The following is a 24,330-nucleotide window of genomic DNA, read 5'->3' as shown; positions in this document are numbered from 1 at the left end:
GGTTGTTTCTTTTTTCAGTCAAAACACCTATACTGTACAAATTTACAGTATAGGTGTTTATGAAAATAATTCCGATTTATGCAGAAGCTGGAATTACTGGCTTTGAATCTCCTGCCGCAGAATACAAAGAGTTGGGATTATCCTTAGATCAACTATTGATAAACCATCCCGATGCCACTTTTATTGGTCAAGCCAGTGGTGATTCTATGCAAGGCGTTGGCATTTATGACGGTGATATATTAATTGTTGATCGGTCACTTAATTGCAAAAATGGTGATGTGATTGTCGCTAACTACAATGGCTGCTTTGTTTGTAAAATACTCGATAAAGTGCAAGCAAGGTTAATTTCTGCATCATCAACCCACTCTCCTGTAACCATTACTCGTGGTGATGACTTTCAAATTGAAGGTGTCGTTATTCGCTCTATTCGTCTACATCACCAAGCACCAGAAATAATCGCATGTATGCATTAGTCGATGCAGTATCCTTTTATGCCTCGGCAGAAAAAGTGTTTGATCCAACCATAAGAAATAAACCGGTTGTGGTGCTTACCAATAATGATGGCTGTATTTGTGCGGTTTGCCCTATTGCCAGAAAACTTGGCATTCCTAAATTTAAGCCTTACTTTCAAATAAAGAGTTTTTTAGAAAAACACAATGTTGTAATTCGTTCATCAAATTATGAGTTGTATGCCGATTTATCAGAAAAAATGATGAATGTTATATCTCGATTTTGTGACAATCAGCATATCTACTCCATTGATGAATCATTTTTATCGTTTAACAACTATGCCTGTATTAATGATTGGCACAATTATGGTCAACAGATACGTAAAGCGGTTTGGAAAGAAACCCGTTTACCTGTAGGTGTAGGCTTTGGCTCGACTCCCACGTTAGCAAAAGCGGCTAACCATGCCGCTAAAAAACTCAGTGGCTTTGATGGTGTTGCCATTGCCGATACGCATAAAAAAGATATTTTAAAGCGCATGTCGGTTGAACAAGTTTGGGGAATTGGAACTCGGCTTGGCGCTAAACTTAACGTGCTTGGGGTAAAGTCGGCGTTTGATTTAGCAAAACAAAACCCGAAACAAATGCGTAAACAATTTTCAGTATTGGTTGAACGCACCATTAACGAATTAAATGGGATCAAATGCTTATCATGGGATGAGGTAAAGCAGGCAAAAAAAGAAATCTTTTCAACCCGTTCATTTGGTCAACGCTTAACTGATTTTAATGCCCTAAAATCTGCATTAGTATTCCATGCTTATATTGTTGCCAAAAAAGCACGTGAGCAACAATCACTGATCAAACGTATTAGTGTATTTGCCTCAAGCTCTCCTCATGATGATGACTACTACAAAAACGCGGTACAGGTACAGTTTTCTTCTGCAACAGACAATACTCTGTATATAGCTTCCTGTGTGGCAGAAGCGGTACAGAAAATATATTACCCGGGTGTTAAGTTTTACCGTTGTGGCGTTGGCGCAATAGAATTGGATACCAATATTTATCAGCCAGATTTATTTGCTAAAGACACCAACAACATTGAATTAATGCAATGCCTCGATGCCATTAATAACCGTTATGGCTCAGGCACATTACAACTTGGCTCAATGAAAACAGAAAAATTTCATATGCGACGCGAGTTTATGTCCCCAAGGTTTACCAGCCAATGGCAAGACATTCCTAAAATACATTGTTAAAAGCAATGTAATACCACACACATTAAAAAGGCGCTAAACAGCGCCTTTGATGGATTATATTAGTATTAAACGATTAGTTTTTGCGAGCAAGTTTAGTCAGCTTTTTATCTAATACTTGGTTGAACTCCCAAGGGTAGAACACTTGTCCGGTGAGCTGGGTAGTTGGGAAAATAATTAAGCATAAATCATCTTCTTCCATACCTGGCAGCCATTTGTCTTTTAGCTCATCAAAGCTGATAAGCTTTGGCTGACAATGATCCCATTCATCAGTTGCCCATAAAGATGCGGTTTCTTCTGTAGGCCAAAACGGTACGTAATCTTCTTCGTTCTCGGTAAGCATTACAGCGCCATGCTCGTCCGTTAAGATCCACGTTTCACGTTCGCTCATCAAGTTTTGCATAAACAAGTCGTAACGCTGTTCGTCCGAGAGTTTTACACTGTTTTTATCAATTAAAACCATAGTTAGCCCTGCATACGTTGAGTAGAAGCTTTTGCTAGTTTTTCTAATAATACTTCAGTATCTTGCCAGCCAATACAAGCGTCAGTAATACTTTGCCCGTACGTTTCAACTTTATTATCTACAATATCTTGGCGGCCTTCGACTAAGTGACTTTCAACCATAACACCAAAAATAGACTCATTGCCGCTAGTCATTTGCGTACAAACATCGTCACAAACCAGCATTTGGTTTTCAAACTTTTTACTAGAGTTCGCATGGCTAAAATCTACCATAATTTTAGCAGGTAAATTGACAGTTTCTAGCTGTTCAGTAATTGAGTTTACATCTTCCGCGTGATAGTTAGGCTTTTTACCGCCACGCAAAATTATATGACAATCTGGATTACCTTTAGTTTCAACAATGGCTGAATGGCCAAGTTTGGTTACTGATAAAAAGTGATGTGGCGCACTCGCCGCACCAATGGCATCTATAGCAACTTTAATTGTGCCATCGGTACCATTTTTAAAACCTACCGGGCATGATAAACCTGAGGCTAATTCACGGTGAACCTGTGATTCAGTAGTACGAGCGCCGATAGCACCCCAACACATTAGATCAGCCATGTACTGCGGAGTGATCATATCCAAATACTCACCCGCTGTTGGCAAACCCATGTCATTTAAATCTAATAACAATTTACGGCCTATGCGTAAACCTTCGTTAATTTGAAAACTGCCATCTAAATGAGGGTCATTGATCAAACCTTTCCAACCAACAGTTGTTCGAGGCTTTTCAAAGTAAACACGCATTACAATTTCTAAACTGTCTTTATATTTAGTACGCAACTTATTTAAACGACTGCCATATTCAAGTGCGGCAATAGGATCATGAATTGAACACGGGCCTATAACAACTAATAAACGGCCGTCTTTATTATTTAAAATGTTACTGATCGCCTCGCGTCCACCAACAACACTTTTTGCAACTTTCTCGTTGGTACGATAGCGCTCTAGTAATGCAACCGGTGGTAACAAGTCTTTAATTTGGTTAATACGAACATCATCGGTTTGAAACAACATAGTCAGCTCTTTTTGTTTAATGGGTTATCTATAGGGCTAAATCTAGCAGTGTTTTATAAACAAGCCAATGACAAATTTCAGTAAATGCTCTAATTGTTAATAAAATAGCCAACCGATATGGTTTTTAAGACAATTTTCTGATTTTTTAAGTAAAATAATTTAAACTTCGCCGTAAATAACAAGTAAACCATAAAATTACCCTGTATGAGCAAAATACAGACTATATTTATATTTACTTTTTTCATTCAATTTTAAATGGCTACTTTAAATGATTTGTGAAACCTTGCCGCTGATAGATTTACACCGACACCTTGATGGAAATATTCGACCAGATACCATATGGGATCTAGCCCAACAAAATGGCATAGACTTACCGGTTGAGCATTTTAACGACTTTATTCCTCATGTACGCATTCAAGATAAAGCCAGTGACTTAATGGAGTTTTTAGTAAAACTCGACTGGGGTGTAAATGTATTATCGAGTTTAGAGGACTGTAAACGTGTTGCCTTTGAAAACGTTGAAGACTTATCGTTAGCAGGCATAGATTATGCCGAGCTTAGGTTTTCACCTTATTACATGGCAATGAAGCACAATTTACCAACCGCAGATGTTGTTGCTGCAGTTATTGAAGGTGTTAAGCAAGGCTGCGAAGAGTTTGGCGTAAAGGCCAATTTAATCGGAATATTAAGCCGTACGTTTGGGCTAGAAAAATGCCAACATGAACTTGATTCACTGCTTGTTCATAAAGATCACCTTGTTGCCATAGACCTTGCGGGCGATGAACTTGGTAAGCCGGCAAACTTGTTTGAAGATCAATTCAAACAAGTTGCCAACGCAGGTTTGAACGTAACTATTCATGCAGGTGAAGCCGCAGGGCCTGAAAGCGTGTGGCATGCAATTAAGCTGTTAAAAGCTCAGCGCATCGGTCATGGCGTTAAAAGCTATGAGGATAAACATTTACTGGATTATTTAGCCGAAAACAACATCACCTTAGAAACTTGTTTAACCTCTAACTATCAAACGGGCACAATTGATCGCATAAGCGACCACCCTATTCATACCTTCTTAGAACATGGCGTTAAAGTGTGCTTAAACACTGACGATCCAGCGGTAGAAGGTATTGAGCTTAAACACGAATATACACTGGCGAAACAGCAGTTAGGTTTAACCACCCAGCAATTACAGGATATACAGTTAAACGCGTTAAATGCGGCGTTTATAAGTGATTCAGAAAAACAAACTTTGCTTACTGAAAAGTCAGCTAAAATTTAATTACCATCAAATCCTACTAAAACATGGATTTAGATACCTTTTAAAAAACACCTAAGACATAGGAATTATCAATATGGCCACTCCACACATAGAAGCCAGCGTCGGTGATATAGCAGAAACAGTGCTAATGCCAGGCGATCCACTTAGAGCAAAATTAATTGCGGATACTTTTTTTGAAGACGCAGTCTGTTTTAATACCGTTCGTAATATCTTGGGTTATACCGGAACTTACAAAGGTAAACGTATTTCGGTTATGGGATCAGGTATGGGTATACCATCTATTTCTATTTATGCCACTGAACTTTATAAAGATTACGGCGTAGAAAACATTATCCGTATCGGCAGCTGTGGTGCAGTATTAGACGACATTAACATGATGGATGTTATTGTTGGTATGGGTGCAAGTACTGATTCAAAAGTAAACCGCATACGTTTCAATGATCATGACTTTGCTGCAATTGCTGATTTTGGCCTATTAAAAAATGCTGTAGATGCTGCTGCCAACTTAAATAAACCAATTAAAGTCGGTAATATTTTTACTGCTGATTTGTTCTATACGCCTGAATTTGAATTTTTCGATACTATGGCCAAACACGGCATTTTAGGTGTTGAAATGGAAGCTGCAGGTCTTTACGGGGTTGCCGCAGAATACGGTAAAAAAGCATTATGTATATTAACAGTGAGCGATCATATAAAACGCGGTGAAAGCCTGTCTGCACAAGACAGACAAACATCATTTAGAGATATGATGGAAATTGCCTTAGAGTCAGTGTTGTTACAAGGTTAATAGCTCTAAACTTTACAACATCGTTAATATATTGGAATTACTTCTGTATATGGCATAGTGACATTGAGGGATGGTGATACCACCTAAAAGCACCTCCCTCAGTACAAACCTCAGTTATTAGTGATGTATTTTCAGGTAACTTAATTACCTACATAAACTAAAATAATTTCTTCCGTTGATTTTCCCTTATTTACACGTGCGATGTCCTGAATGGATACTTTTGGTGCTTTATCTAAAATGTCGCTACGGGTGTATTTCTTTAAGTATTCAAAAGTCAAATCGGCATGATACGTTTTGGCAAAATTTGCAATATACATATCATTGCAACGAGTCGTATTTGCAAGAGTTTTTACTCTTTCCCTCTGGCGTTTTAAGATTTTTTTTAGAGCCTCTTGTTCATTATTACCTGCAAGCACACACATTTTTGTGTACACAGAATTATCCTTGGCTACGAATTTATATTGAACAGCATAAGCACTATTCATCATGAAAATAGCCGCGGCAATTAGTAGTAATTTGGTTGGTTTCATAATTTTTTACTCCTATCATTACTCATGACGACAAGTGTGCTGCAATCATCAAGTAAAATTGACTAAGATGAACTATGAATTCGCAACAAAAAGTAGTTATACACATTGTTACGAAAGCTAGACTACACTTTCAATATAGTGAAAGTGTGCTTGCTTACCCTATGCGTTTTCTATTATTTGCTATGGAATAGCTATGGATTACCTATTTATTTTGTACCTCATTGTTATTATTGATTAAAAATTATCATTAATAAAAAATAATAGGTTGAGCAAAATTGAAAATGCCAACTAGGATGACATAAACCAAATGATATTCAGGTTCGATAGCTGTGAGCTAAATACTGAAAATTTCACTTTGCTGGTCAATGGAATACCGCGATTGGTAGAACCTCATGTATTTGATTTGATTTTATACCTGATCGAACATAGAAGTAGACTAGTATCTCGAGATGAATTATTCAAAAACCTTTGGGCGGGTCGTGAAGTCTGTGATGCCACTTTAAGCAATAATATAAAATGCGCGCGCGCAGCTTTAGGTGATGATGGTGAAAAACAAAGTATTATAAAAACGACTCGTGGACGGGGTTATCAGTTTATTGCTGAAATAGAGCTAGCGAGTGGAAATAGACAACTCAACATCTCTTTATCTAGCATTAATGCGACTTTTCAATTTATTTTTACAGCTCTTGGCTTTAAACATAATGTAAAGCCCTTAGTTGCAGTAAGTTTACTATTCATATTTATCATTAGTTATATATGGCTCTTTAATAGCGAAAAAGCCATGATGGATCAAACTAATATTCCCAAACAAAAGTCAATTGCCGTTTTACCATTTAAAAATCATAGTGATTTGGAGAAGGACGCTTTCTTTACCAGAGGAGTTCATGATGACTTACTGGTACACATTTCAAAAATTAGTGCTGTAAAGTCAATCTCTCGTTCTTCTGTGATGACTTACCAAAATAGTAGTAAAAATTTACAAACTATCGGCAAAGAGCTAGGTGTAACAACAATTCTGCAAGGTAGTGTACAACGAGCTACGGAGCAAATTCGTATCAATGTTCATTTAGTCAATGCCTTAAATAATGAAAATATTTGGTCAGAAAGCTATACCAGAAAACTCACAGCTAAAAATGTTTTTGATATTCAAGAAGAAATAGCTAAAACTATTGCAGCAGAGCTTGAAACGACGCTTTCACCTAAAGAATTAGCTTATATTGAAAAACTACCAACTCAAAACCTGCCTGCTTTAGAAGCATACTTTAGGGCAAAAGAAAGTAGCACAAAGCACACACATGATGGTAATCAGCAAGCAATTGTTTATTTAGAGGAAGCAGTAAGACTAGATCCTAATTTTGCCACCGCATACGCATTATTAGCAAATTTACACGTTGGGCAAATTTACTGGACGGGTTTACCAGTAGAAGAACAAATAGTGAAAGCTAAATCTTTGATTGCTATTGCGATGAAGCTAGATAGTAATGATAGTGAACTTCATCGAGCTATTGGTTCACTTAAGAGCTATGAACAAAACTTTAGCGCTGCTGATTCGGCTTATCAAAAAGCAATCAATTTAAATCCAAATAATGCCGAGGCTTATGCGTCATACGGTAGTTTATTTATGAAGTATAAAATCAATATTCCTAAAGCCATTACCTTATTTGCAAAAGCTTATTCGTTAAATCCAAAAGATGATGGCTTGGTCCTGTCTCTAGCACAAGGTCTAATTTTCGTAGGGAGGTTTGAAGAAGCAAAGAATATAGTAAAGGATGTTATTGCCCGCAACCCCACCTACGCCATCGCTCATACAAAATTGGCATTTATTAGTTTTTTTGGTGAACAAAATATTTCAGAAGCTCTTAGATCACTTTATAAGACAGTTGAACTTGAGCCTAATGTGCCCTTTAATTCATTGTTAGTCGGTATGACACTTGCGCATTTAGGCGAAAAGAAACTTGCTTCATCATGGTTTAACCGTGCTGTAAAGCTTGCTCCAAAATATAGTGGAGCAAATCATGGTTTAGGGATGATGCATGCACTTAACGGCGACTATAATGCATCTGTTGATTCCTACCTTAAGGTATCAAGAGACTTTTGGTTAGCTAATGAGTCTATGTATAATTTAATGAAAGCAAGCTTACAAACTCAGCGAGCGGCAGAAGTCATTGAATATTACCAAAATAATTATCCCGAATTTTTTCAGGCTGATGCAAAGGTAGACCAATCCAATTATGCTATCGCTTTTACACTTGGCCGATTATTAAAAAAACAAGGACAAACGGAACAGGCAGATAGGTTATTGAAAGCTAGTCTTAAAGCTGCTCAATTTAGAATGCATGGAAGTTGGACAGACCTTCATAATAACTGGGAGGCTAAAATTTACTTGGCAATGGGAAATGAAAAGGCAGCACTTAAAGCTTTTACTAACATTGTCGAAGAAGGTTGGCACTCAGAAAAACTTGTCACTGACCCTGATTATAACGTATTTCGTGACGACCCTAAATTTCAAACACTACAGCGAACAATGAAAATCCGGCTAAATAAAGAACGAGAAAAATTCAAAAACATGCGTATTAATGGAGAAATATTTCCTTTCCATTCAATACAATAGGAAAAAAGTAGTCGTATAGCCTGAGAAGGTTTGAAGTGATTATATTAAAAATTTAAGAAGCGACTTAACCCGTAAGAGTTAAGTCGTTTGAATAGCCCCTTTAAGTTGAATACAACTTAAAGGGTAATAAATTTAAAGTAGTCCTTAAAAGAAGCTAACTTTAAACTCAGCACCTACAAAGCGTTCTTCATTAACAATAGCGGTATTGTTAGTAAAGTCTACTGCGCCAATTGCTTGTTGCTCATCTGTCATGTTACGAACAAATAATGAAACATCATACTCTTGAGAATCTGTTTCCCAAGCATAACCTGTACGAGCACCACCTTCTAATAATGCATCACCAGTAAATTCTGTTGACTCATATAAGAAGAAGCTAATTTCATCGCGGTATGCCCAATCAGTGTAAACATAAAATTCACCATCACCGATTTCACGAGAGTAACGCGCTGTAAATGTATAGATCCACTCTGGTGCATGTGGAAGACTATTGCCATCTACAATTGCTTGACCATTGCCGTTAAGCGGGTCAGTTACTGTACATTGTGCACAAACTGGTACTGAAAGATTATCGTCATTTAATTCAGTATTGTTGTAACTAGCACCAAACGTAACAGCAAGATTTTCAGTTAACATAAACTCTGAATCAAGTTCGAAACCGTAACCAACAGTTTCATCAGCGTTCAATAAACGTGCAGTGTTGCTATCGCCACCTACAGACGTTAATTGTTGATCTTCCATGGTGTAATAGAAAACAGAAGCATTAACACGGCCACTACCATCTAGGATGTCTGATTTAACACCAGTTTCAAATGATAAAATCGTTTCTGAATCAGCAACAGAAATACCATCGTTCCATGCAAATAATGAGCGACCTTGAATACTTGGCGCTCTGAATGTGTCAGCAACACGAGCATAAATATTTAAATCATCTGTGTATTTGTAGCTAACACTAACATCCCAACTAACATGAGAATCATCAACTTCAACTTCACCAGCAACATTGTCAGGCTGACCTAAGAAACCTAAAGGAGCCATAGTTCTTAAGTTAGAGTACTCTTTATCATCAGCTGAATAACGGATACCGAAAGTTGCAGACATTTTTTCAGAGAAGTCATAATCAAATGAACCGAATACCGCCCATGCCGTAGTTTCTTGTTCTTGGATAACGTAACCAGTTTCAGCACCTGAACCAAATACAGTTTCATAGGCATAACTTTCAATAGTTAAATCTTCGCTGAAGTAAAACACACCAACTTGATAATTAAAATCACCAGAAAGGTTACTCGTTAAACGAAGTTCTTGAGTAATTTGTTCATGATCAGGAATGCCATCAGACGTTTCTGAATCAATCATAATTAAACCAGGTCCCATTGGCATGCCACAACAATCAACAGCCCAACCAGCACCGTAACCACCATCTACATCAGCACGAGAGAATAACTCAGCACTTTCATAACCAGTAATTGACGTAACAGTGTAGTCGCCTAAATCAAAATCAAGCTTTAAGCTAGCACCTTCAGTTTCAACTTGTTGAGTTGCACGAGAAGCCGAGTCATGCCAAACAGTATCTCTACCGTCCCAGCCATCACCGCCTAATTCATTTGAATTTGGCTTAAATGCATTCGCGTAGAAAGTAACTGGTTCGCCATCTAAATCACGCATGTGGTAATTAAATAAAGCGTTGAAATCATCGCCTTCGTATAAAAACTGCAGACGCATAGCTTGGTCTGTATAACCACCTAATACATCATCTTCTTCATAGCCAGGAGCTTTGTTGTCAATGTAGTTACCACGATCTTGATTTAAAACTGAAATACGAGCAGAAAGGTTATCTGTTAAACCACCACCAACGGCAGCTCTAACATCAGACGTTTCTTTGCTACCGTATGAAACTGAAACAAAAGCATCAAAATCTTGTGATGGTTTTACAGAATCAAACTTTACAAGACCAGCAGGCGTGTTACGACCAAACAATGTACCTTGTGGGCCGCCTAGTGCTTCTACGCGAGCAACATCAAAAACAGGGAAACCTTTAAGAATAGGGTTTTCTTGAACAACGTCATCAACAACAAGAGAAACCGGTTGTGATGCATTTAAATCGAAATCTGAGTTACCTAAACCACGCATATAAAAGCGAGGGAAAGTACGACCGAATGATGATTCAACTGAAAGGCTAGGAATTCGTGCGTTTAAAAAACGAATATCCATTGCGCCGGAGCTGATAGCTTGAAGTTTTTCACCTTGTAGCGCAGTCACAGAAATAGGAACTTCTTGTACGTTCTCTACACGTTTACGTGCTGTAACTTCGATAACTTCTAGTTTGGTTGAATCAAGAGCTTCTGCTTCTTCAGCAGCAAGAGTAGTTGGTGACATTGTTGCCATAACAGACAATAACGCGCCTTGGATGCCCATGGTTAGAGCATGCTTTTTGAAGGTTTTCATGTTTTCTCCCTGTGTCTACACAGTGATTTTGATCACTTTTGGTAAACAGCAAAACGGTTTAGGTTTTATTTATTTTTTTATGTAAGTAAATACAACAAAATTTTACAGGGAGAATTATAAAGGAATTGAAAGTGTAATGATATGTTAAACACCCGTTTATTTTTGTAACCAGGTGTTTAACAAGTTTTTAACTTACGATACTTTTAACTGCTGTTTGAATGATTTTCCATACTCTAACGGCGAAAGTTCGAACATATCCGCAAGTGTGGCGCCTATGTCAGCAAAGGTGTCACGTTCACCTAAATCTATGGCAGGCATACCTTTTTGATAAAACATTACCGGTACATATTCGCGGGTATGATCACTGCCATGCCAGGTTGGATCACAACCATGATCAGCGGTTAATACCAACATATCGTCTTCATGCAAGGCGTTAATAATATCTTCTAAGCGATCATCTAAATACTCTAACGCTTTTCCATAACCAATTGGATCGCGACGATGACCAAAGTCTTGGTCAAAATTAACTAAGTTGGTAAAAATTAAACTATTATCAGGCTGGCAACCTAACTGAGTAATACTGGTATCAATTAATGCTTCTAGACCAGTCGCCTTAAACCCTTCTGAAATACCTTGATGCGCATAAATATCAGCTATTTTACCAATACTTACCACCTTGCCACCATTTTCTACCAGTTTATCAAGCATGGTTGGCGCTGGAGGTAAAATGGAATAATCTCTGCGATTACCGGTACGTTCAAAATCATCAGCACACGTACCAATGAATGGACGAGCGATAACACGACCAATATTTAAATCAAGTTCGGTTAGTAACTCACGAACTTGTTCACAATATTTATTTAAATTTTCTAAACCAAAGGACTCTTCATGCGCGGCAATTTGAAACACACTATCGGCAGAGGTATAACAGATAGGCTTACCTGTTTTCATGTGTTCTTCACCAAGCTCAGCGATAATTGTTGTACCAGAGGCATGACAATTACCTAAACAGCCTTGAATACCAGTTTTATGATAAATTTTCGCAAGTAACTCGCTTGAAAATGACTCGGCTTTATTATCAAAATAACCCCAATCAAATAATACTGGTACTCCCATCATTTCCCAGTGACCGCTTGGCGTATCCTTACCAGAGCTTATTTCTGCAGCATAACCAAATGCACCACTTTGTGGAGCACTGCCATTAACAGCAGGAGATCTTTTACCCGCATTGGTAGCCGCATGTATTAATCCCATAGATGATAATCTCGGTAAATCTAACTTTCGGCCGGTTTCATGATGAAAAGCGTCAGCCAAATTAGCAAAGGTATTTGCCCCAACATCATCAAACTTATCAGCATCTGGCGCTTCACCTAAACCAAAACTATCAATAACTAACACTAAAGCTCTTGCCATTTACTTCCACCTTTTTAATAACTTACAATAATCAGTCTATAACTGATTAATTTCATGTAAACATATTATACATTCATTTGATTAATTGTACTTAAATCAATAATTCCTTAACATTCACTAGTTTTTAATGGAAAATAGTCGATACTATTTACAAGTGTAGATTTTTTAGGAAAATTCTTGTCAATTAATAACCTAACAATCATTGCTGTTGTGGGTGCTTCGGCATCGGGAAAATCTCTATTTGCCCAAACAATATATGATGAGCTCGTCGACGAACTTGGCTCTGATAGCATGACGATTATTAAAGAAGATTCTTATTATCGCTGCCAAGACCACCTGCCTTTTGAAGAACGTATAAAAACTAATTACGATCACCCTAAAGCATTTGAACATGAGCTGTTAGCACAGCACTTATTAGAATTAAGTCAAGGCCAGCCCATTAACGTGCCCGTTTACAGCTATACTGAACATACTCGTAGTAATGAGGTTGAAGTGATAAACCCTGCAAAAGTTGTATTAGTAGAAGGTATTTTATTACTTACTGATAAAGCGTTACGTAAGCGATTTGATATAAATATTTTCATGGATACACCATTAGATATTTGTTTGATCCGCCGTATAAAACGGGATTTAGAAGAGCGTGGCCGAGATTTAGAATCAGTGACTAACCAGTACCAAGACACTGTTCGTCCAATGTATTACCGCTATATTGAACCATCGCGAGAGCATGCCGATATAGTAATAACTAAAGGGGGCCGCAATAGAATGGCTCTTGAATTAATAAAAGCAAAAGTTCGCGAACTAGCGAATTTATAAACTAACCCATAGGTGAATTGATGGACTTTGATACTTTACGTGGTGTGATTGGAATCTTCTTGATTCTAGGCGTTGCATATTTAGCAAGCTCACACAAAAAAAATATTAACTGGCGTACTGTTGGCGGTGCATTTGCAATCCAAGTGTTTTTAGCTGCGTTGGTGCTTTATAGCGATGGCGGTAGAGCTGTATTAGAAAGTGTATCTGATGCAGTGGCGAGTATCATTGATTACTCTGCGGCTGGTATTGGCTTTTTATTTGGTGGATTAGGTACCGATGCAATGTTTGCCAATGGCGTGGGCTTTGTTTTCGCGATACGTGTTTTACCTGTTATCGTGTTCTTTTCATCGTTAATCGCTGTACTCTATTACTTAGGCATTATGGATAAAGTTGTAAAATTCTTAGGTGGTGGTTTAGCCAAAATATTAAAAACCTCCCATCCAGAATCATTATCCGCAACGGCGAATATATTTGTCGGTCAAACAGAAGCGCCTTTAGTGGTGCGCCCTTTCTTACCAACAATGACTCGCTCTGAGCTGTTTGCAGTAATGGTAGGTGGATTGGCTTCGGTTGCTGGTGCTGTGCTGGTTGGCTATGCTGGGATGGGTGTTGAATTAAAATACCTTATTGCAGCAAGTTTCATGGCCGCTCCAGGTGGTTTATTAATGGCAAAATTCATCATGCCAGAAACTGAAGAACCAACCAATGACTTTGAAGAAGTACCTGATGAAGGTAAAGAAAAAGATGCTGTTAATGTTATAGATGCCGCAGCTGAAGGTGCAAGTAAAGGTATGATGCTTGCCCTTAATGTTGGCGCTATGCTAATGGCATTTGTTGCACTAATTGCATTATTAAATGGTCTAATAGGCTGGCTAGGCAGCTTGGTTGGTGTTGATGGCTTAACATTGGAAATGATCCTCGGCTACGCCCTTCAACCTGTTGCCTATATGTTAGGTGTTCCATGGGGTGAAGCATTCCATGCAGGTAGTTTACTTGGTCAAAAAGTAGTGGTTAACGAATTTGTTGCCTATATCAATTTCATGGATATCAAAGATCAATTAAGCTCTGGCACACAAGCCATTATTACTTTTGCTCTTTGTGGTTTTGCTAATTTAGCCTCTATTGCTATTTTACTTGGTGGTATAGGTACATTAGCGCCTTCACGCCGTCATGATATTGCTCAACTGGGCATGAAAGCGGTATTTGCGGCTACCCTAGCCAACTTAATGAGTGCTGCAATTGCTGGTGTGTTCATCTCTCTAGCGTAAACTACTTTATAAGCCCGCATAGTTTGCGGGCTTTTTTTATTCGAGGTAAATATGACTCCTGAAAACATGAATGCAGTTGCTAAACAAGCAATAAGCTACATGGACCTAACCACGTTAAATGACAATGATACTGATGAGATTGTTGCTAAGCTATGCGTACAAGCAAAGTCAGCAGCGGGCAACACAGCTGCTATTTGTATTTATCCAAGATTTATACCCGCGGCGAAAAAGTTATTAAACAATAGCGGTATTTTGATCGCCACAGTAACAAACTTTCCCCACGGTAATGATGATATAGATATTGCTGTAGCAGAAACCAATGCCGCTGTTGCCTATGGTGCTGATGAAGTTGACGTAGTATTCCCCTACCGCGCGTTAATGAGCGGCAATGAAAATATTGGCTTCGATTTGGTAAAAGCTTGTAAGGCGGCCTGCCCTGATAATGTACTATTAAAAGTCATTATTGAAACCGGTGTATTAGCTACCGATGAACTTATAAAAAAGGCGAGTGAGATTTCAATCAACGCCGGTGCAGACTTTATTAAAACATCTACCGGCAAAGTCCCTATTAATGCAACTCCCCATGCAGCAAAATTAATGCTACAAGTAATTAAAGACACAAACCCCAACGTTGGTTTTAAAGCCGCAGGAGGTGTACGAAGTGTTGAAGATGCCAAAGTTTATATTGATTTAGCAAATGATATTTTGGGCGATGCTTGGATTTCTGCTAAAACATTTAGATTTGGTGCTAGTGGTTTATTAGGCAACTTGCTTGCAACCCTTGGCCATGGTGCAGCAAAACCTACGTCTGGTTACTAACAAAATTTATAGAATAAGATATTGATCAAGCCTATTTGAACCACAATAGTGGTAAAAAATAGGCTTTTAGCTTTCTGGAGCTTAATTTTATGGCACAACTCTACTTTTATTACTCGGCAATGAATGCCGGTAAGTCGACCTCTTTACTGCAATCGTCATATAATTACATTGAACGTGGCATGAATACTAAGGTATTTACTGCTCAGCTCGATAATCGATTTAGTGTTGGTAAAGTAACCTCTCGTATCGGTATTGAATCAGATGCCATACTGTTTGATGAAAACTCAGATCTGTTTCAACAAACCAATGAAATGCTTACCAACGAACAAATTCATTGTATTCTTATCGATGAAGCGCAATTTTTATCCAAACGGCAAGTTATACAACTTACTGAAATTGTTGATAAATTATCTATACCTGTACTTGCATATGGCATAAGAACCGATTTTTTAGGGGAAACATTTACAGGTAGTGCATGTTTACTTGCCTGGGCAGATAAATTGGTCGAGCTGAAAACTGTGTGTCATTGTGGCCGTAAAGCAAACTTTATTATTCGCTTTGATGAAGCAGGCAAAGCGGTGACGCAAGGAGAGCAAGTACAGATAGGTGGTAATGATGTGTATGAGTCTGTTTGCCGGCAGCACTTTAAAGCCCTTGTTTGGAACAAAAAATGACTGTTTGTGAACGCGGCTTTAATAATTAGTTATTTTATTAAAAGTAAGATTTAACCCTATAGACAAGCATGTTAGTATTCTCATCCTTAAAAAATGAATTTTTTCAGGGTGTTGTCGTGAATTTCAAACTTACTCCAAGCTTATTAGCCATAAGCTTTTCTGTATTAACTCTAAGCGCTTGTGGCTCGAAAGATACTGTTTCACCACAAAGCCAAGTAAAACCTAAAAATATCATAATGGTTGTAGCCGACGGCATGGGTCCTGTCTACCCTTCTGCATTTCGTTATTATCATGACAACCCAAATACGCCATTAGTTGAACGGACAATATTTGATAAGCTTCTAGTTGGCTCTGCAAGTACATATCCTGCATCAGAATCAGGGTATATCTCGACGTCAGATGCTAGTGCCGCAGCGTTGGCCAGTGGTGTTAAAAAAAATAACTTCTTTGTTACTGACTCTGCGGCTAGTGCAACTGCGCTTGCTGCTGGGATTAAAACCTATAATGGCGCCATTGGTATAGACCAACAAAAGAAAGCCCACTTAACCGTGCTTGAATGGGCTAAATCTATTGGCAAAACAACGGGCATTGCCGTTACTTCACAAATTGTTCATGCCACGCCTGCTTCGTACATAGCTAAAAATGAAAAGCGTGGAAATTATAATGCTATCGCTGATAACTATTATGATTTAAAAGTTGATGGTAAATTTAAAGCCGATGTAATGCTCGGCGGTGGCACTAAATATTTTATTAGAGATGATAGAAACCTAAAAGATGAATTTGTTGCAGCCGGCTATCAATATATCGATCAGTTCAGTCAATTAAGTACTCTAGACAAAAACCAACCAGTGCTAGGTTTATTTGCTGATGTTGCCTTACCTGCTGCGCTAGATGATGAAGATAAATATAGACTGAAAACATTAACTCAAACTGCCATAAAGCAATTAGAAAATGATAAGGGCTTCTTTTTATTAGTTGAAGCGAGCCAAATTGACTGGGGTGGCCACAGTAATGATATCGCCTATGCCATGGGTGAAATGGATGACTTATCTGCAACCATGGAATTTCTGGATGACTATGTAAAGCAACACCCTGACACCTTAGTCGTACTTACTGCTGATCACAATACTGGTGGCCTTAGTATTGGTTCGAAAAATACTTATCAGTGGAAACCTCACTTTATTCAGTTATTAAAAAAGTCACCAGAAAAAATAGCCTCACTTTTAGCAACAAATAAGATTACCGATCAACAAATTACTGAATTATTAGGGTTTCCTATTACAGATGACGAAGTTTTACAGTTTAATGTCATTAAACTTGAACAGACCTTAGCTGCAAGTCAACAAAAACAAACGCCGATTGAAGCAGAGAAAGCGTTAACCAAACAATATTATAAAGCAATTAAAAACATTATCGATTTACGTACCCATAGTGGCTGGACAACAGGCGGCCACACAGGAATTGATGTCCCTGTTTATGCCGTTGGCCAAGGTAAAGAAGAGTTTTATGGCTACCAAGACAACATTGAAATTGCAGACAAGTTGTTTAAATTGATGGGTAGAGAGTGATTTTTCAAAACTCATTTGCTATTAGTCTGCGATGACATTGATAAAAGGATTTAGTTAAAATAATGTTAGGACATCTAACTTCCATTGCTGTATTACCATTTGTATTAACTGCCTCGGATTTTACCTCGAAGGAAAGTGTTTGTTATGGCACAACTTCCGCAGGCAGCTTAAAAAAAGGAGTTGAGTTACCCAGTGAAGGGAATAACTTTGTTGCGTATAGTAATGTCGCTAGATTAGCAGGCAGAACTTATGTTCATTCCAAAGTTAACGATATCATAGTTAACTCATATTCTAATCTAGAACAAACCGAGCCTGATAAAGTGTTTAAATATGCAGAAACCGGCTTTGAAGATGGTGGAAAGTTTAGTCCACACAAAACTCATCAAAATGGCTTGTCCGTTGATTTCATGACACCAGTACTTGATGCTAAAGGTAACTCCGTACACCTTCCTACCCACCCATTCAACAAATTTGGATATAGCATTGAGTTTGACCAAGTAGGCAATTTTGATGAATATAAAATTGATTATGATGCTTTAGCTGGACACATCGTTTCATTACATAAAGAAGCCGTTAAACAAGGCTATGATTTGTGGCGTGTAATATTTGATCCTAAATTACAACCACATTTATTCAAAACAAAGTATGCCAACTACTTAAAAGCTAACATACAGTTTTCTCAAAAACGATCTTGGGTCAGGCATGATGAACACTACCATGTTGATTTTGATATCCCTTGTAAATAAGGTTTAATATAAAAAAACTCCTTATACCCTGCAGTATAAGGAGTTTATAAACTAAGTTAGATAATTGGCTTAATTAATAAGCCTTTTTAAATCTATAACAACTATAGGTTTTCGTTAGTTTTTGATTCTTTGGGTAATGAATACTTCAACACCAAGAATCCGATTATTCCTGACAGTAAAGAGCCAACAATAATACCTAAACGTTCATCAAATAGCTTAACCATTGCGTTCGCTTCAAATGTTAAAGAGCCGATAAACAAGCTCATCGTGAAACCAATACCACACAATGCGGCAGTACCGTAGAGCGTTTTCCAATTCATACCACTAGGCAGTTGCGTAAAGTTAAGCTTGATTGCTAACCAACAAAAACCAAACACCCCTATTTGTTTACCAATGAGTAAGCCTAAGGCAATACCAACTGGCACACTGTGCATGACATCTTCAAACCCTACACCTTTTAAGCTTATCCCTGCATTGGCAAAGGCAAATACTGGTAGCACAATAAAGGCCACCACTGAATGTAAATCATGCTCTAAGGTTTTTAACGGTGAATAATCTGGGTTTATTTTTGAGCGCATAGGGATGAATAAAGCAACTAATACCCCAGATAACGTAGCGTGAACACCAGATTTGAGCATGGCAACCCACATAATTGCGCCTATAACCATATATAAGCTTCGTGCTTCAACTTTATTGCGATTTAACAGATACAAGATAGGCAAACAACAGGCAACTATGATCAAACCGGTAGTGGAAATATCGTCAGTATAGAAACAGGCAATAATAATAATTGCACCAATATCGTCAAAAATAGCAAGTGATGTTAAAAATATTTTAACCGAGGTTGGCACACGAGAGCCAAGCAACGTTAACACACCTAACGCAAAAGCAATATCAGTAGCAGCAGGAATGGCCCAACCATTTATTGCATCAGGATCATCATAATTAAAGTACACGTAAACAAGTGCTGGAATTAACATACCACCAATAGCCCCAACGCCTGGCAGTATAATATTTCGTTTATCGGCGAGTTCGCCTTCTTTTAATTCTCGTTTAAGCTCTAAGCCCACTAAAAAGAAGAATATCGCCATTAAGCCATCATTTATCCATAATAATAAGGGCTTAGCCACTTCTAAAGGGCCTACTCTAACTTCAACCGGAGTATCTAAAAGTAGGTTGTAATAAATATCTAAAGAAGAATTGGCACAAATCATGGCAAGAACTGCCGCCATCATCAATATGATGCCACCGGCTGATTCAAGTTTAAAAAAGCTGCTAATAAAATTATCTTGGTTGTTCATAACGCTCCATTGTAGTTAGAGATAAAATTGGGAATGCACTTAATTGTTAAGTATCACGAATAATAACAAAACTTGGATTAATTTTAGTTTGTTTTTAACAATTAGTTACTAAAAACCACCCGTTTCTGGCAACTAATTCAATAAGTTAACGTTAAATACATTTGCAGTTAACAATACAGAACAGTTTCTTGCTTGTTAATTATACCTAAACACCTAAAATAGTGCGGTTTGTTAAAAGGTTAACCTCACTTTTTGGAATAATAAGTTGTTTCTTCAAGGAACCGAGATTTATATGACCAAGAACCAATTAAAAGGTTCATCTAAGGGGATTTATGTTGGCTGATATCGTCGGTATGGCTGGAACAATAATGGTTGTTTTGGCTTTTACTTAATTCAAATGGATAAGATTGTTCCAAAAGGGTTGAATTATAATTTATCAAATTTAGTGGGCGCTATCCTACTTTTTACCAGCCTTTGCATTAATTTTAATTTGGCGAGTTTCGTTATTGATATTTTCTGGGTTATTGCTGCCATAGTCAGCCTAATCAACTATAAGCGTCGAAAAATTAAACCTACATAATTTTAAAATTGCCACCTAAAATTGTCCTTTAGGGTTTATTAGACCTTCGCTTCTGAACTATTTACTTACGCTGTTGTTTATCATCAACTTTAAAGATAATAAACACTGCAATAATTGTAAGTAAATAAAAAATAACATATGACATCATGGTTTAAATCTCCAAATATAATTAATCGACACGAGGTTCAAGATGCGGTGGTCCCTTGCGAACTTGCCTAACAATGAGTGCCGTTAACGAAGTAAATATTACGATAGTAGTCAATATTAACTCGTTAAATGAAAAGCCAGCAGACTCCCCATTTTTGTATGAACCACCACCAGAAATCGTAGGTAAAACTTCATAAATAATCCATGGCTGTCGACCTACTTCTGAAAGAGCCCAACCTAGTAGGTATGCTGTTAAAGCGATTGGTAGTGTGAATATTGAAGCTTTGATAATAAACCCAGAAGCCGATGCTAAATCATTTTTATAACTTCTCACAGCCCAATAAGAGAAAATGATGAGTAATAAGACCCCTGCTACAACCATGATACGAAAACTGAAAAACAAAAACGTTATATTTGCCATAGTATCTTTGGCTGCATTTTTAATATCGGCATCAGTTGCGGTTAAAATGTTACCGGTGTATTTATGAAGTAAGTAGGCATAACCAAGATCCTTATGGTTTTCTAATAGCGATTGCTTAGCTTGTTCGTTTGAACGGTCTTGTTCAAACAAATTCATTGCTTGATAAGCGACTAAGCCATTACGAATTCTGCGTTCATTCTCGATTAATAACTGTTTAATGCCTTTTACAGGTTGATCTTCACTACTGCTTAGCATAAATCCTAATATGTGAGGAATGGCAATTTCATATTTATTTCTCATATTTTCTACATCAGGAATAGCAAACAGAACAAAATGAGGAGTTGCCTCTGTTTCCCACAAGGCTTCTAAGGATGCTAGTTTCATCGGTTGTGTTTCATGTACTGCACGTCCCTGAGCATCCCCTCCAGCGATAACTGAAATGGTAAACACAACACCTACTATCGAAGAGATTAAAATTGCCTTTTGGGTAAAGAACTGATGTTTATTCTTTAACAAAAAATAACAAGACAAACTTAATATTGCCCCTACTCCAACTAGATAGGTAGCAGAAAAATTGTGCAAGAATCGTATTGATGTCATAGGTTGTAAGAAATATGCAGCCATGCTCTCTCTAACATAAGCAAATGTATCTAAGTCAAACACCGAAGTTGCATGGGGTGCTTGCATCCAACCATTAACTGCAACAGCAGAAGATTCAGCCAAAGCGGGCATAATAGGTAAAATCCAAGACGAAATTAAGTGTGCTTTTGGTGGGATACGATCCCAGCATGTTTGGTTGATGATAAAGGCAATTATCGTTACTACGATCAAAGTTGATGGAATACGACCAGTTAGATCTTCTGGGTCTAGGATTTGAACATATCGCCACCACTGTGCCCAGTCCTCAGAGAAAGGTGGCGTAGCAATACCCAACAGAACAATAAATAGAAACGTAGGCAGCATCATGCGACCAATAAATATTGCCGATGATTTATATTGAATTTCACCAGTACGAACATACAATGTTTCTAATATAGCAGCAACGAGCACTGCCCCTATATAAATAGGAACCCAGACATGGTGCGCCATCATACTGAGGGCAAACTCTGCACGAGCGTTATTGATAAAATCTATGTATTCCATACTCTTCCTTTACAATCTATATGTCACTTAACCAAGCATCTAATAAAGTTTGAAGATAAATAATGTAACTTGAATAAGTATATAGGCTAAATTTATGCTTAATTGATAAATTAGCTCTAAATAAGGTCAAGCAATGAACTTATAAAAAATGCTGACTATATATCAGCACTTTCAGTTAAACCTTTATTGCAGTTAATTAAATTGATAAGAAAGAGAAACACCCACTGTTCTTGGCAACCCAATAGAGTCATTAAGGATCCCTAATGATTCCAAGCCAGAAGTGTAAGAAACGTATTCTTCATCAGTAATGTTTTTTGCCCAAACAGAAAGACTTAAATCTGTTTCTTCATTGGTCCACATAACGCGTGCATTTAACAACCCATAAGCATCGGTCATTTTGTAAGGCGTATTGTCGGTATTGTGATAAACCTCATCTTGCCAGCTATAATCTACTTGGAAATCAACGAGCCCAACTTGCATTTCCCAGTAATAGTTAAGCATAACATTAGCAGTATACTCAGGCGTAAATGCTGTTGTTGCGCCAGATAAATCTTCAACTACAGGTACTCCAGTTACTGGGTCAACTGATGTTTCGCTTAAAAAGTCTTTTAGTTCAGCATCAATATAACCAAAACCAAACTGGAATTTTAGATCTTCGGTAAGCATAGTGATAACTTCTAATTCCGCACCTTGGTACTCACCTTCGGCGGCGTTATCTATAAAACGAGCAGGAACTCCACTTTGAGTAACGCGAGAAGTATACACTTGCATATTCTCATAATCGTAACTAAAAATACTGGCATTTACCCTTAGTTGATTGTCTAACAAGTCAGATTTAACACCAAACTCATAGGCTGTAACTTCTTCTGAATCAAACGATTTTGCTTCATTATTAGAAAACACTGCAGAGGTATTAAAGCCTGGTGCTTTAAATGCTGTACTCACTGAAGAGTAAAGCATGACGTTTTCATCAATTTGGTAATTTAAACCGACTTTACCCGATAAATTTGAATCAGACACTTCATCATCTAAATGAACTACCGGTATTGCTCCTCTCAAAAACATATCAGCACTACCGTCACCATTTACATCGAAAGGTAATAAATTAGCATCCAATACTGTGTCTAATAACATTGTAGTTTTTTCGTCGGTATAACGGGCACCAATGGTTAAGTTCCATTTTTCAGATAATTTAGTTTCGTATTGACCAAAAATTGAAACACTTTCCACTTCCTGATCATATATTTCATTAAATACACCGGTTGAACCAGCTAAGCCATACAAGCCACCTAAAGCACCTTGCACATAATCAACGAGTGTGTCTGTAGGTATACTGTTAAATATAGGGGCAAACTCTTGTAAAATGGCATAATCATGATTTGCTTTAGCTGAATCCTTTAAGTAATACATACCTAAAACCCAAGAGCTATCGTCGTATTGACCTAACAACTGCAACTCTTGTGTTACTTGATCAGACTCTTCATCTAAAAATAACTCCAATATTTGAGTTGACCCACCATCAGTATCATCCGCTTGAAATGCTTCTAACTCCATATAGTTTGATATCGATACAAAACTGATATTGTCGGTTAAATCCCAATCTAAGCGTAATGTTGCCGAAGAGTAATCTTCGGTGTGGTCCATTACCAAGTTGTTTTCTACTTCTAATGGATCGTCAGATACAGGAAACTCTCCTAATGCATTCATACATGTATAAGTTTGCGAATGCTTTGGAGAACAAAGCCCCCCTGTGGCAGGGTCAATTATTCCTCTAAACTTACCTGCGGTGTTAGCACCATCTTTTGAACCTGCTTCCAAGGTTGCGGTAATATTTAAGTCTGCACTGACTTCATATATAAACGTTGTACGAGCAGCCCATTTTTTTGGTTGAGCTTGTGTGTCGCCAGTGAATAAATTATCTTGATGACCTTCACTCTCAGAGTACCTAGCAGCAAGGCGAGCATTTAAGTTTTCGGTTAATGCGCCCCCAATCCCCCCTTCTACGGCATAGGTGCCAAAACTGCCAGCATCAATGTTAATGTTTCCTTCAAAATCATCGGTAGGTTTGACTGAATTAAATAAAATGGCACCACCAGATGTGTTTCGACCGAATAATGTTCCTTGTGGCCCTTTTAAAACTTCGACACTTTCAATATCAAATAACGCAAAATTTTGGCTGCGAGGAGCTTTTAAATATACATCGTTAGAATAAATGGCAATAGGCCCAGAGTTCGCATTGGAAAAGTCAGTTAAACCAACACCGCGGATAAAAAATAAAGGTAAGCCATCAGAGCCGCCATTATTGCCAATTGTAACATTGGGTACTTGTGCAGCGATTTCATTTGATTGAGTGATCCCCATAGAACGTAAGTCATCCCCTGAGAAAGCGGATACGGCAATACCTACTTCTTGCACGTTCTGTGTTCTTTTTTGGGCTTTTACTTCAATTACTTCAATGCTTCTTGTATTCGGAGTAGCAGTGCTTTCTATACTCACTGCTGCGTAAACACCAATTGAATTTAATGCAAGAGCGATAGATACGGCTGTTAGCGTTTTTTTCATTTCTAGTAC

20 protein-coding genes are annotated in these 24,330 nt (G+C 37.8%); 12 read left to right on the top strand and 8 right to left on the bottom strand.

The window, feature by feature from the left end; genetic code table 11:
• The first annotated feature begins 59 nt into the window (after positions 1 to 59).
• Together RI845_RS09025 and RI845_RS09020 are read left to right on the top strand one after the other, a co-directional pair.
• A complete protein-coding gene (locus RI845_RS09025) occupies positions 60 to 473 on the top strand; it encodes a LexA family protein (protein ID WP_348389407.1) in 414 nt (137 codons plus the stop codon).
• Entirely contained in the window at positions 461 to 1,702 is a 1,242-nt protein-coding gene (locus RI845_RS09020; RefSeq protein WP_348389406.1) for a Y-family DNA polymerase, read from the top strand. Before RI845_RS09025 ends, RI845_RS09020 begins: the two co-directional genes overlap by 13 nt.
• Before the next feature lie 73 nt (positions 1,703 to 1,775).
• On the opposite strand, the gene RI845_RS09015 is transcribed toward RI845_RS09020, so the two are convergent.
• Together RI845_RS09015 and aroG are read right to left on the bottom strand one after the other, a co-directional pair.
• Complete coding sequence (locus RI845_RS09015; RefSeq protein WP_348389405.1) at positions 1,776 to 2,162, bottom strand: DUF2750 domain-containing protein; 387 nt, start codon at positions 2,160 to 2,162, stop codon at positions 1,776 to 1,778.
• A gap of 2 nt (positions 2,163 to 2,164) precedes the next feature.
• Positions 2,165 to 3,220: a 3-deoxy-7-phosphoheptulonate synthase AroG gene (gene aroG, locus RI845_RS09010; RefSeq protein ID WP_348389404.1), complete on the bottom strand. Its 1,056-nt coding sequence runs from the start codon at positions 3,218 to 3,220 to the stop codon at positions 2,165 to 2,167.
• A 268-nt stretch (positions 3,221 to 3,488) separates the two neighbouring features.
• On the opposite strand from aroG, the gene add reads away from it, so the two are divergent.
• The gene (gene add, locus RI845_RS09005; protein ID WP_348389403.1) at positions 3,489 to 4,493 is read left to right on the top strand and encodes an adenosine deaminase; all 1,005 of its coding nucleotides are present in this window, start codon (positions 3,489 to 3,491) and stop codon (positions 4,491 to 4,493) included.
• A gap of 73 nt (positions 4,494 to 4,566) precedes the next feature.
• The gene (gene deoD / locus RI845_RS09000) at positions 4,567 to 5,280 is read left to right on the top strand and encodes a purine-nucleoside phosphorylase (protein WP_348389402.1); all 714 of its coding nucleotides are present in this window, start codon (positions 4,567 to 4,569) and stop codon (positions 5,278 to 5,280) included.
• Between the two features lie 140 nt (positions 5,281 to 5,420).
• Here the strand turns inward: deoD and RI845_RS08995 are convergent, their stop codons facing one another.
• Complete coding sequence (locus tag RI845_RS08995; protein ID WP_348389401.1) at positions 5,421 to 5,810, bottom strand: DUF3718 domain-containing protein; 390 nt, start codon at positions 5,808 to 5,810, stop codon at positions 5,421 to 5,423.
• A 379-nt stretch (positions 5,811 to 6,189) separates the two neighbouring features.
• Between RI845_RS08995 and RI845_RS08990 the strand changes: the two genes are divergently transcribed.
• Complete coding sequence (locus RI845_RS08990; protein WP_348389400.1) at positions 6,190 to 8,421, top strand: tetratricopeptide repeat protein; 2,232 nt, start codon at positions 6,190 to 6,192, stop codon at positions 8,419 to 8,421.
• A 144-nt stretch (positions 8,422 to 8,565) separates the two neighbouring features.
• Here RI845_RS08990 and RI845_RS08985 read toward each other — a convergent pair whose 3' ends face one another.
• Both RI845_RS08985 and RI845_RS08980 read right to left on the bottom strand, forming a co-directional pair.
• Positions 8,566 to 10,863 (bottom strand): TonB-dependent receptor, encoded by a 2,298-nt coding sequence (locus RI845_RS08985; RefSeq protein WP_348389399.1) that lies wholly within the window; start codon positions 10,861 to 10,863, stop codon positions 8,566 to 8,568.
• Positions 10,864 to 11,055: 192 nt separating this feature from the next.
• Positions 11,056 to 12,276, bottom strand: a complete 1,221-nt coding sequence (locus tag RI845_RS08980; RefSeq protein WP_348389398.1) for a phosphopentomutase — start codon at positions 12,274 to 12,276, stop codon at positions 11,056 to 11,058.
• A gap of 177 nt (positions 12,277 to 12,453) precedes the next feature.
• On the opposite strand from RI845_RS08980, the gene udk reads away from it, so the two are divergent.
• From udk to RI845_RS08950, 6 genes are all read left to right on the top strand, one after another.
• Positions 12,454 to 13,092, top strand: a complete 639-nt coding sequence (gene udk, locus RI845_RS08975) for a uridine kinase (RefSeq protein ID WP_405054112.1) — start codon at positions 12,454 to 12,456, stop codon at positions 13,090 to 13,092.
• Positions 13,093 to 13,112: 20 nt separating this feature from the next.
• Positions 13,113 to 14,360, top strand: a complete 1,248-nt coding sequence (locus RI845_RS08970; protein WP_348389397.1) for a NupC/NupG family nucleoside CNT transporter — start codon at positions 13,113 to 13,115, stop codon at positions 14,358 to 14,360.
• Between the two features lie 51 nt (positions 14,361 to 14,411).
• A complete protein-coding gene (deoC, locus tag RI845_RS08965) occupies positions 14,412 to 15,179 on the top strand; it encodes a deoxyribose-phosphate aldolase (protein ID WP_348389396.1) in 768 nt (255 codons plus the stop codon).
• A gap of 89 nt (positions 15,180 to 15,268) precedes the next feature.
• The gene (locus tag RI845_RS08960; RefSeq protein WP_348389395.1) at positions 15,269 to 15,853 is read left to right on the top strand and encodes a thymidine kinase; all 585 of its coding nucleotides are present in this window, start codon (positions 15,269 to 15,271) and stop codon (positions 15,851 to 15,853) included.
• Between the two features lie 116 nt (positions 15,854 to 15,969).
• On the top strand, positions 15,970 to 17,421 hold the full coding sequence (locus RI845_RS08955) for an alkaline phosphatase (RefSeq protein ID WP_348389394.1): 1,452 nt from the start codon (positions 15,970 to 15,972) through the stop codon (positions 17,419 to 17,421).
• Between the two features lie 62 nt (positions 17,422 to 17,483).
• A complete protein-coding gene (locus RI845_RS08950) occupies positions 17,484 to 18,167 on the top strand; it encodes a penicillin-insensitive murein endopeptidase (protein WP_348389393.1) in 684 nt (227 codons plus the stop codon).
• Positions 18,168 to 18,268: 101 nt separating this feature from the next.
• On the opposite strand, the gene nhaA is transcribed toward RI845_RS08950, so the two are convergent.
• A complete protein-coding gene (gene nhaA, locus RI845_RS08945; RefSeq protein ID WP_348389392.1) occupies positions 18,269 to 19,468 on the bottom strand; it encodes a Na+/H+ antiporter NhaA in 1,200 nt (399 codons plus the stop codon).
• Positions 19,469 to 19,865: 397 nt separating this feature from the next.
• Between nhaA and RI845_RS18840 the strand changes: the two genes are divergently transcribed.
• Positions 19,866 to 20,048 carry a CBU_0592 family membrane protein gene (locus RI845_RS18840; RefSeq protein WP_451923616.1) on the top strand — a complete coding sequence of 61 codons (183 nt, stop codon included), beginning with the start codon at positions 19,866 to 19,868 and terminating at the stop codon, positions 20,046 to 20,048.
• A 169-nt stretch (positions 20,049 to 20,217) separates the two neighbouring features.
• On the opposite strand, the gene RI845_RS08940 is transcribed toward RI845_RS18840, so the two are convergent.
• Both RI845_RS08940 and RI845_RS08935 read right to left on the bottom strand, forming a co-directional pair.
• The gene (locus RI845_RS08940) at positions 20,218 to 21,759 is read right to left on the bottom strand and encodes a cytochrome ubiquinol oxidase subunit I (protein ID WP_348389391.1); all 1,542 of its coding nucleotides are present in this window, start codon (positions 21,757 to 21,759) and stop codon (positions 20,218 to 20,220) included.
• Between the two features lie 192 nt (positions 21,760 to 21,951).
• Positions 21,952 to 24,321 carry a TonB-dependent receptor gene (locus RI845_RS08935; protein ID WP_348389390.1) on the bottom strand — a complete coding sequence of 790 codons (2,370 nt, stop codon included), beginning with the start codon at positions 24,319 to 24,321 and terminating at the stop codon, positions 21,952 to 21,954.
• Positions 24,322 to 24,330: the final 9 nt, after the last annotated feature.

The organism is Thalassotalea nanhaiensis (assembly GCF_031583575.1).
GTDB lineage: Bacteria > Pseudomonadota > Gammaproteobacteria > Enterobacterales > Alteromonadaceae > Thalassotalea_A > Thalassotalea_A nanhaiensis.
Note: the sequence above shows the minus strand (reverse complement) of the source record. Positions and strands in the feature narration are given on the sequence as shown.

Excerpts from the sequence above, each read along its gene's own strand:
- RI845_RS09025 (WP_348389407.1), top strand. The coding sequence starts at position 60 with ATGAAAATAATTCCGATTTATGCAGAAGCTGGAATTACTGGCTTTGAA.
- RI845_RS08995 (WP_348389401.1), bottom strand. The coding sequence starts at position 5,810 with ATGAAACCAACCAAATTACTACTAATTGCCGCGGCTATTTTCATGATG.
- deoD (WP_348389402.1), top strand. The coding sequence starts at position 4,567 with ATGGCCACTCCACACATAGAAGCCAGCGTCGGTGATATAGCAGAAACA.
- RI845_RS08970 (WP_348389397.1), top strand. The coding sequence starts at position 13,113 with ATGGACTTTGATACTTTACGTGGTGTGATTGGAATCTTCTTGATTCTA.
- RI845_RS08940 (WP_348389391.1), bottom strand. The coding sequence starts at position 21,759 with ATGGAATACATAGATTTTATCAATAACGCTCGTGCAGAGTTTGCCCTC.
- nhaA (WP_348389392.1), bottom strand. The coding sequence starts at position 19,468 with ATGAACAACCAAGATAATTTTATTAGCAGCTTTTTTAAACTTGAATCA.
- deoC (WP_348389396.1), top strand. The coding sequence starts at position 14,412 with ATGACTCCTGAAAACATGAATGCAGTTGCTAAACAAGCAATAAGCTAC.
- RI845_RS18840 (WP_451923616.1), top strand. The coding sequence starts at position 19,866 with ATGGATAAGATTGTTCCAAAAGGGTTGAATTATAATTTATCAAATTTA.
- RI845_RS08950 (WP_348389393.1), top strand. The coding sequence starts at position 17,484 with ATGTTAGGACATCTAACTTCCATTGCTGTATTACCATTTGTATTAACT.
- RI845_RS08980 (WP_348389398.1), bottom strand. The coding sequence starts at position 12,276 with ATGGCAAGAGCTTTAGTGTTAGTTATTGATAGTTTTGGTTTAGGTGAA.
- RI845_RS08960 (WP_348389395.1), top strand. The coding sequence starts at position 15,269 with ATGGCACAACTCTACTTTTATTACTCGGCAATGAATGCCGGTAAGTCG.
- RI845_RS09020 (WP_348389406.1), top strand. The coding sequence starts at position 461 with ATGTATGCATTAGTCGATGCAGTATCCTTTTATGCCTCGGCAGAAAAA.
- RI845_RS09015 (WP_348389405.1), bottom strand. The coding sequence starts at position 2,162 with ATGGTTTTAATTGATAAAAACAGTGTAAAACTCTCGGACGAACAGCGT.
- add (WP_348389403.1), top strand. The coding sequence starts at position 3,489 with ATGATTTGTGAAACCTTGCCGCTGATAGATTTACACCGACACCTTGAT.
- aroG (WP_348389404.1), bottom strand. The coding sequence starts at position 3,220 with ATGTTGTTTCAAACCGATGATGTTCGTATTAACCAAATTAAAGACTTG.
- RI845_RS08985 (WP_348389399.1), bottom strand. The coding sequence starts at position 10,863 with ATGAAAACCTTCAAAAAGCATGCTCTAACCATGGGCATCCAAGGCGCG.
- RI845_RS08935 (WP_348389390.1), bottom strand. The coding sequence starts at position 24,321 with ATGAAAAAAACGCTAACAGCCGTATCTATCGCTCTTGCATTAAATTCA.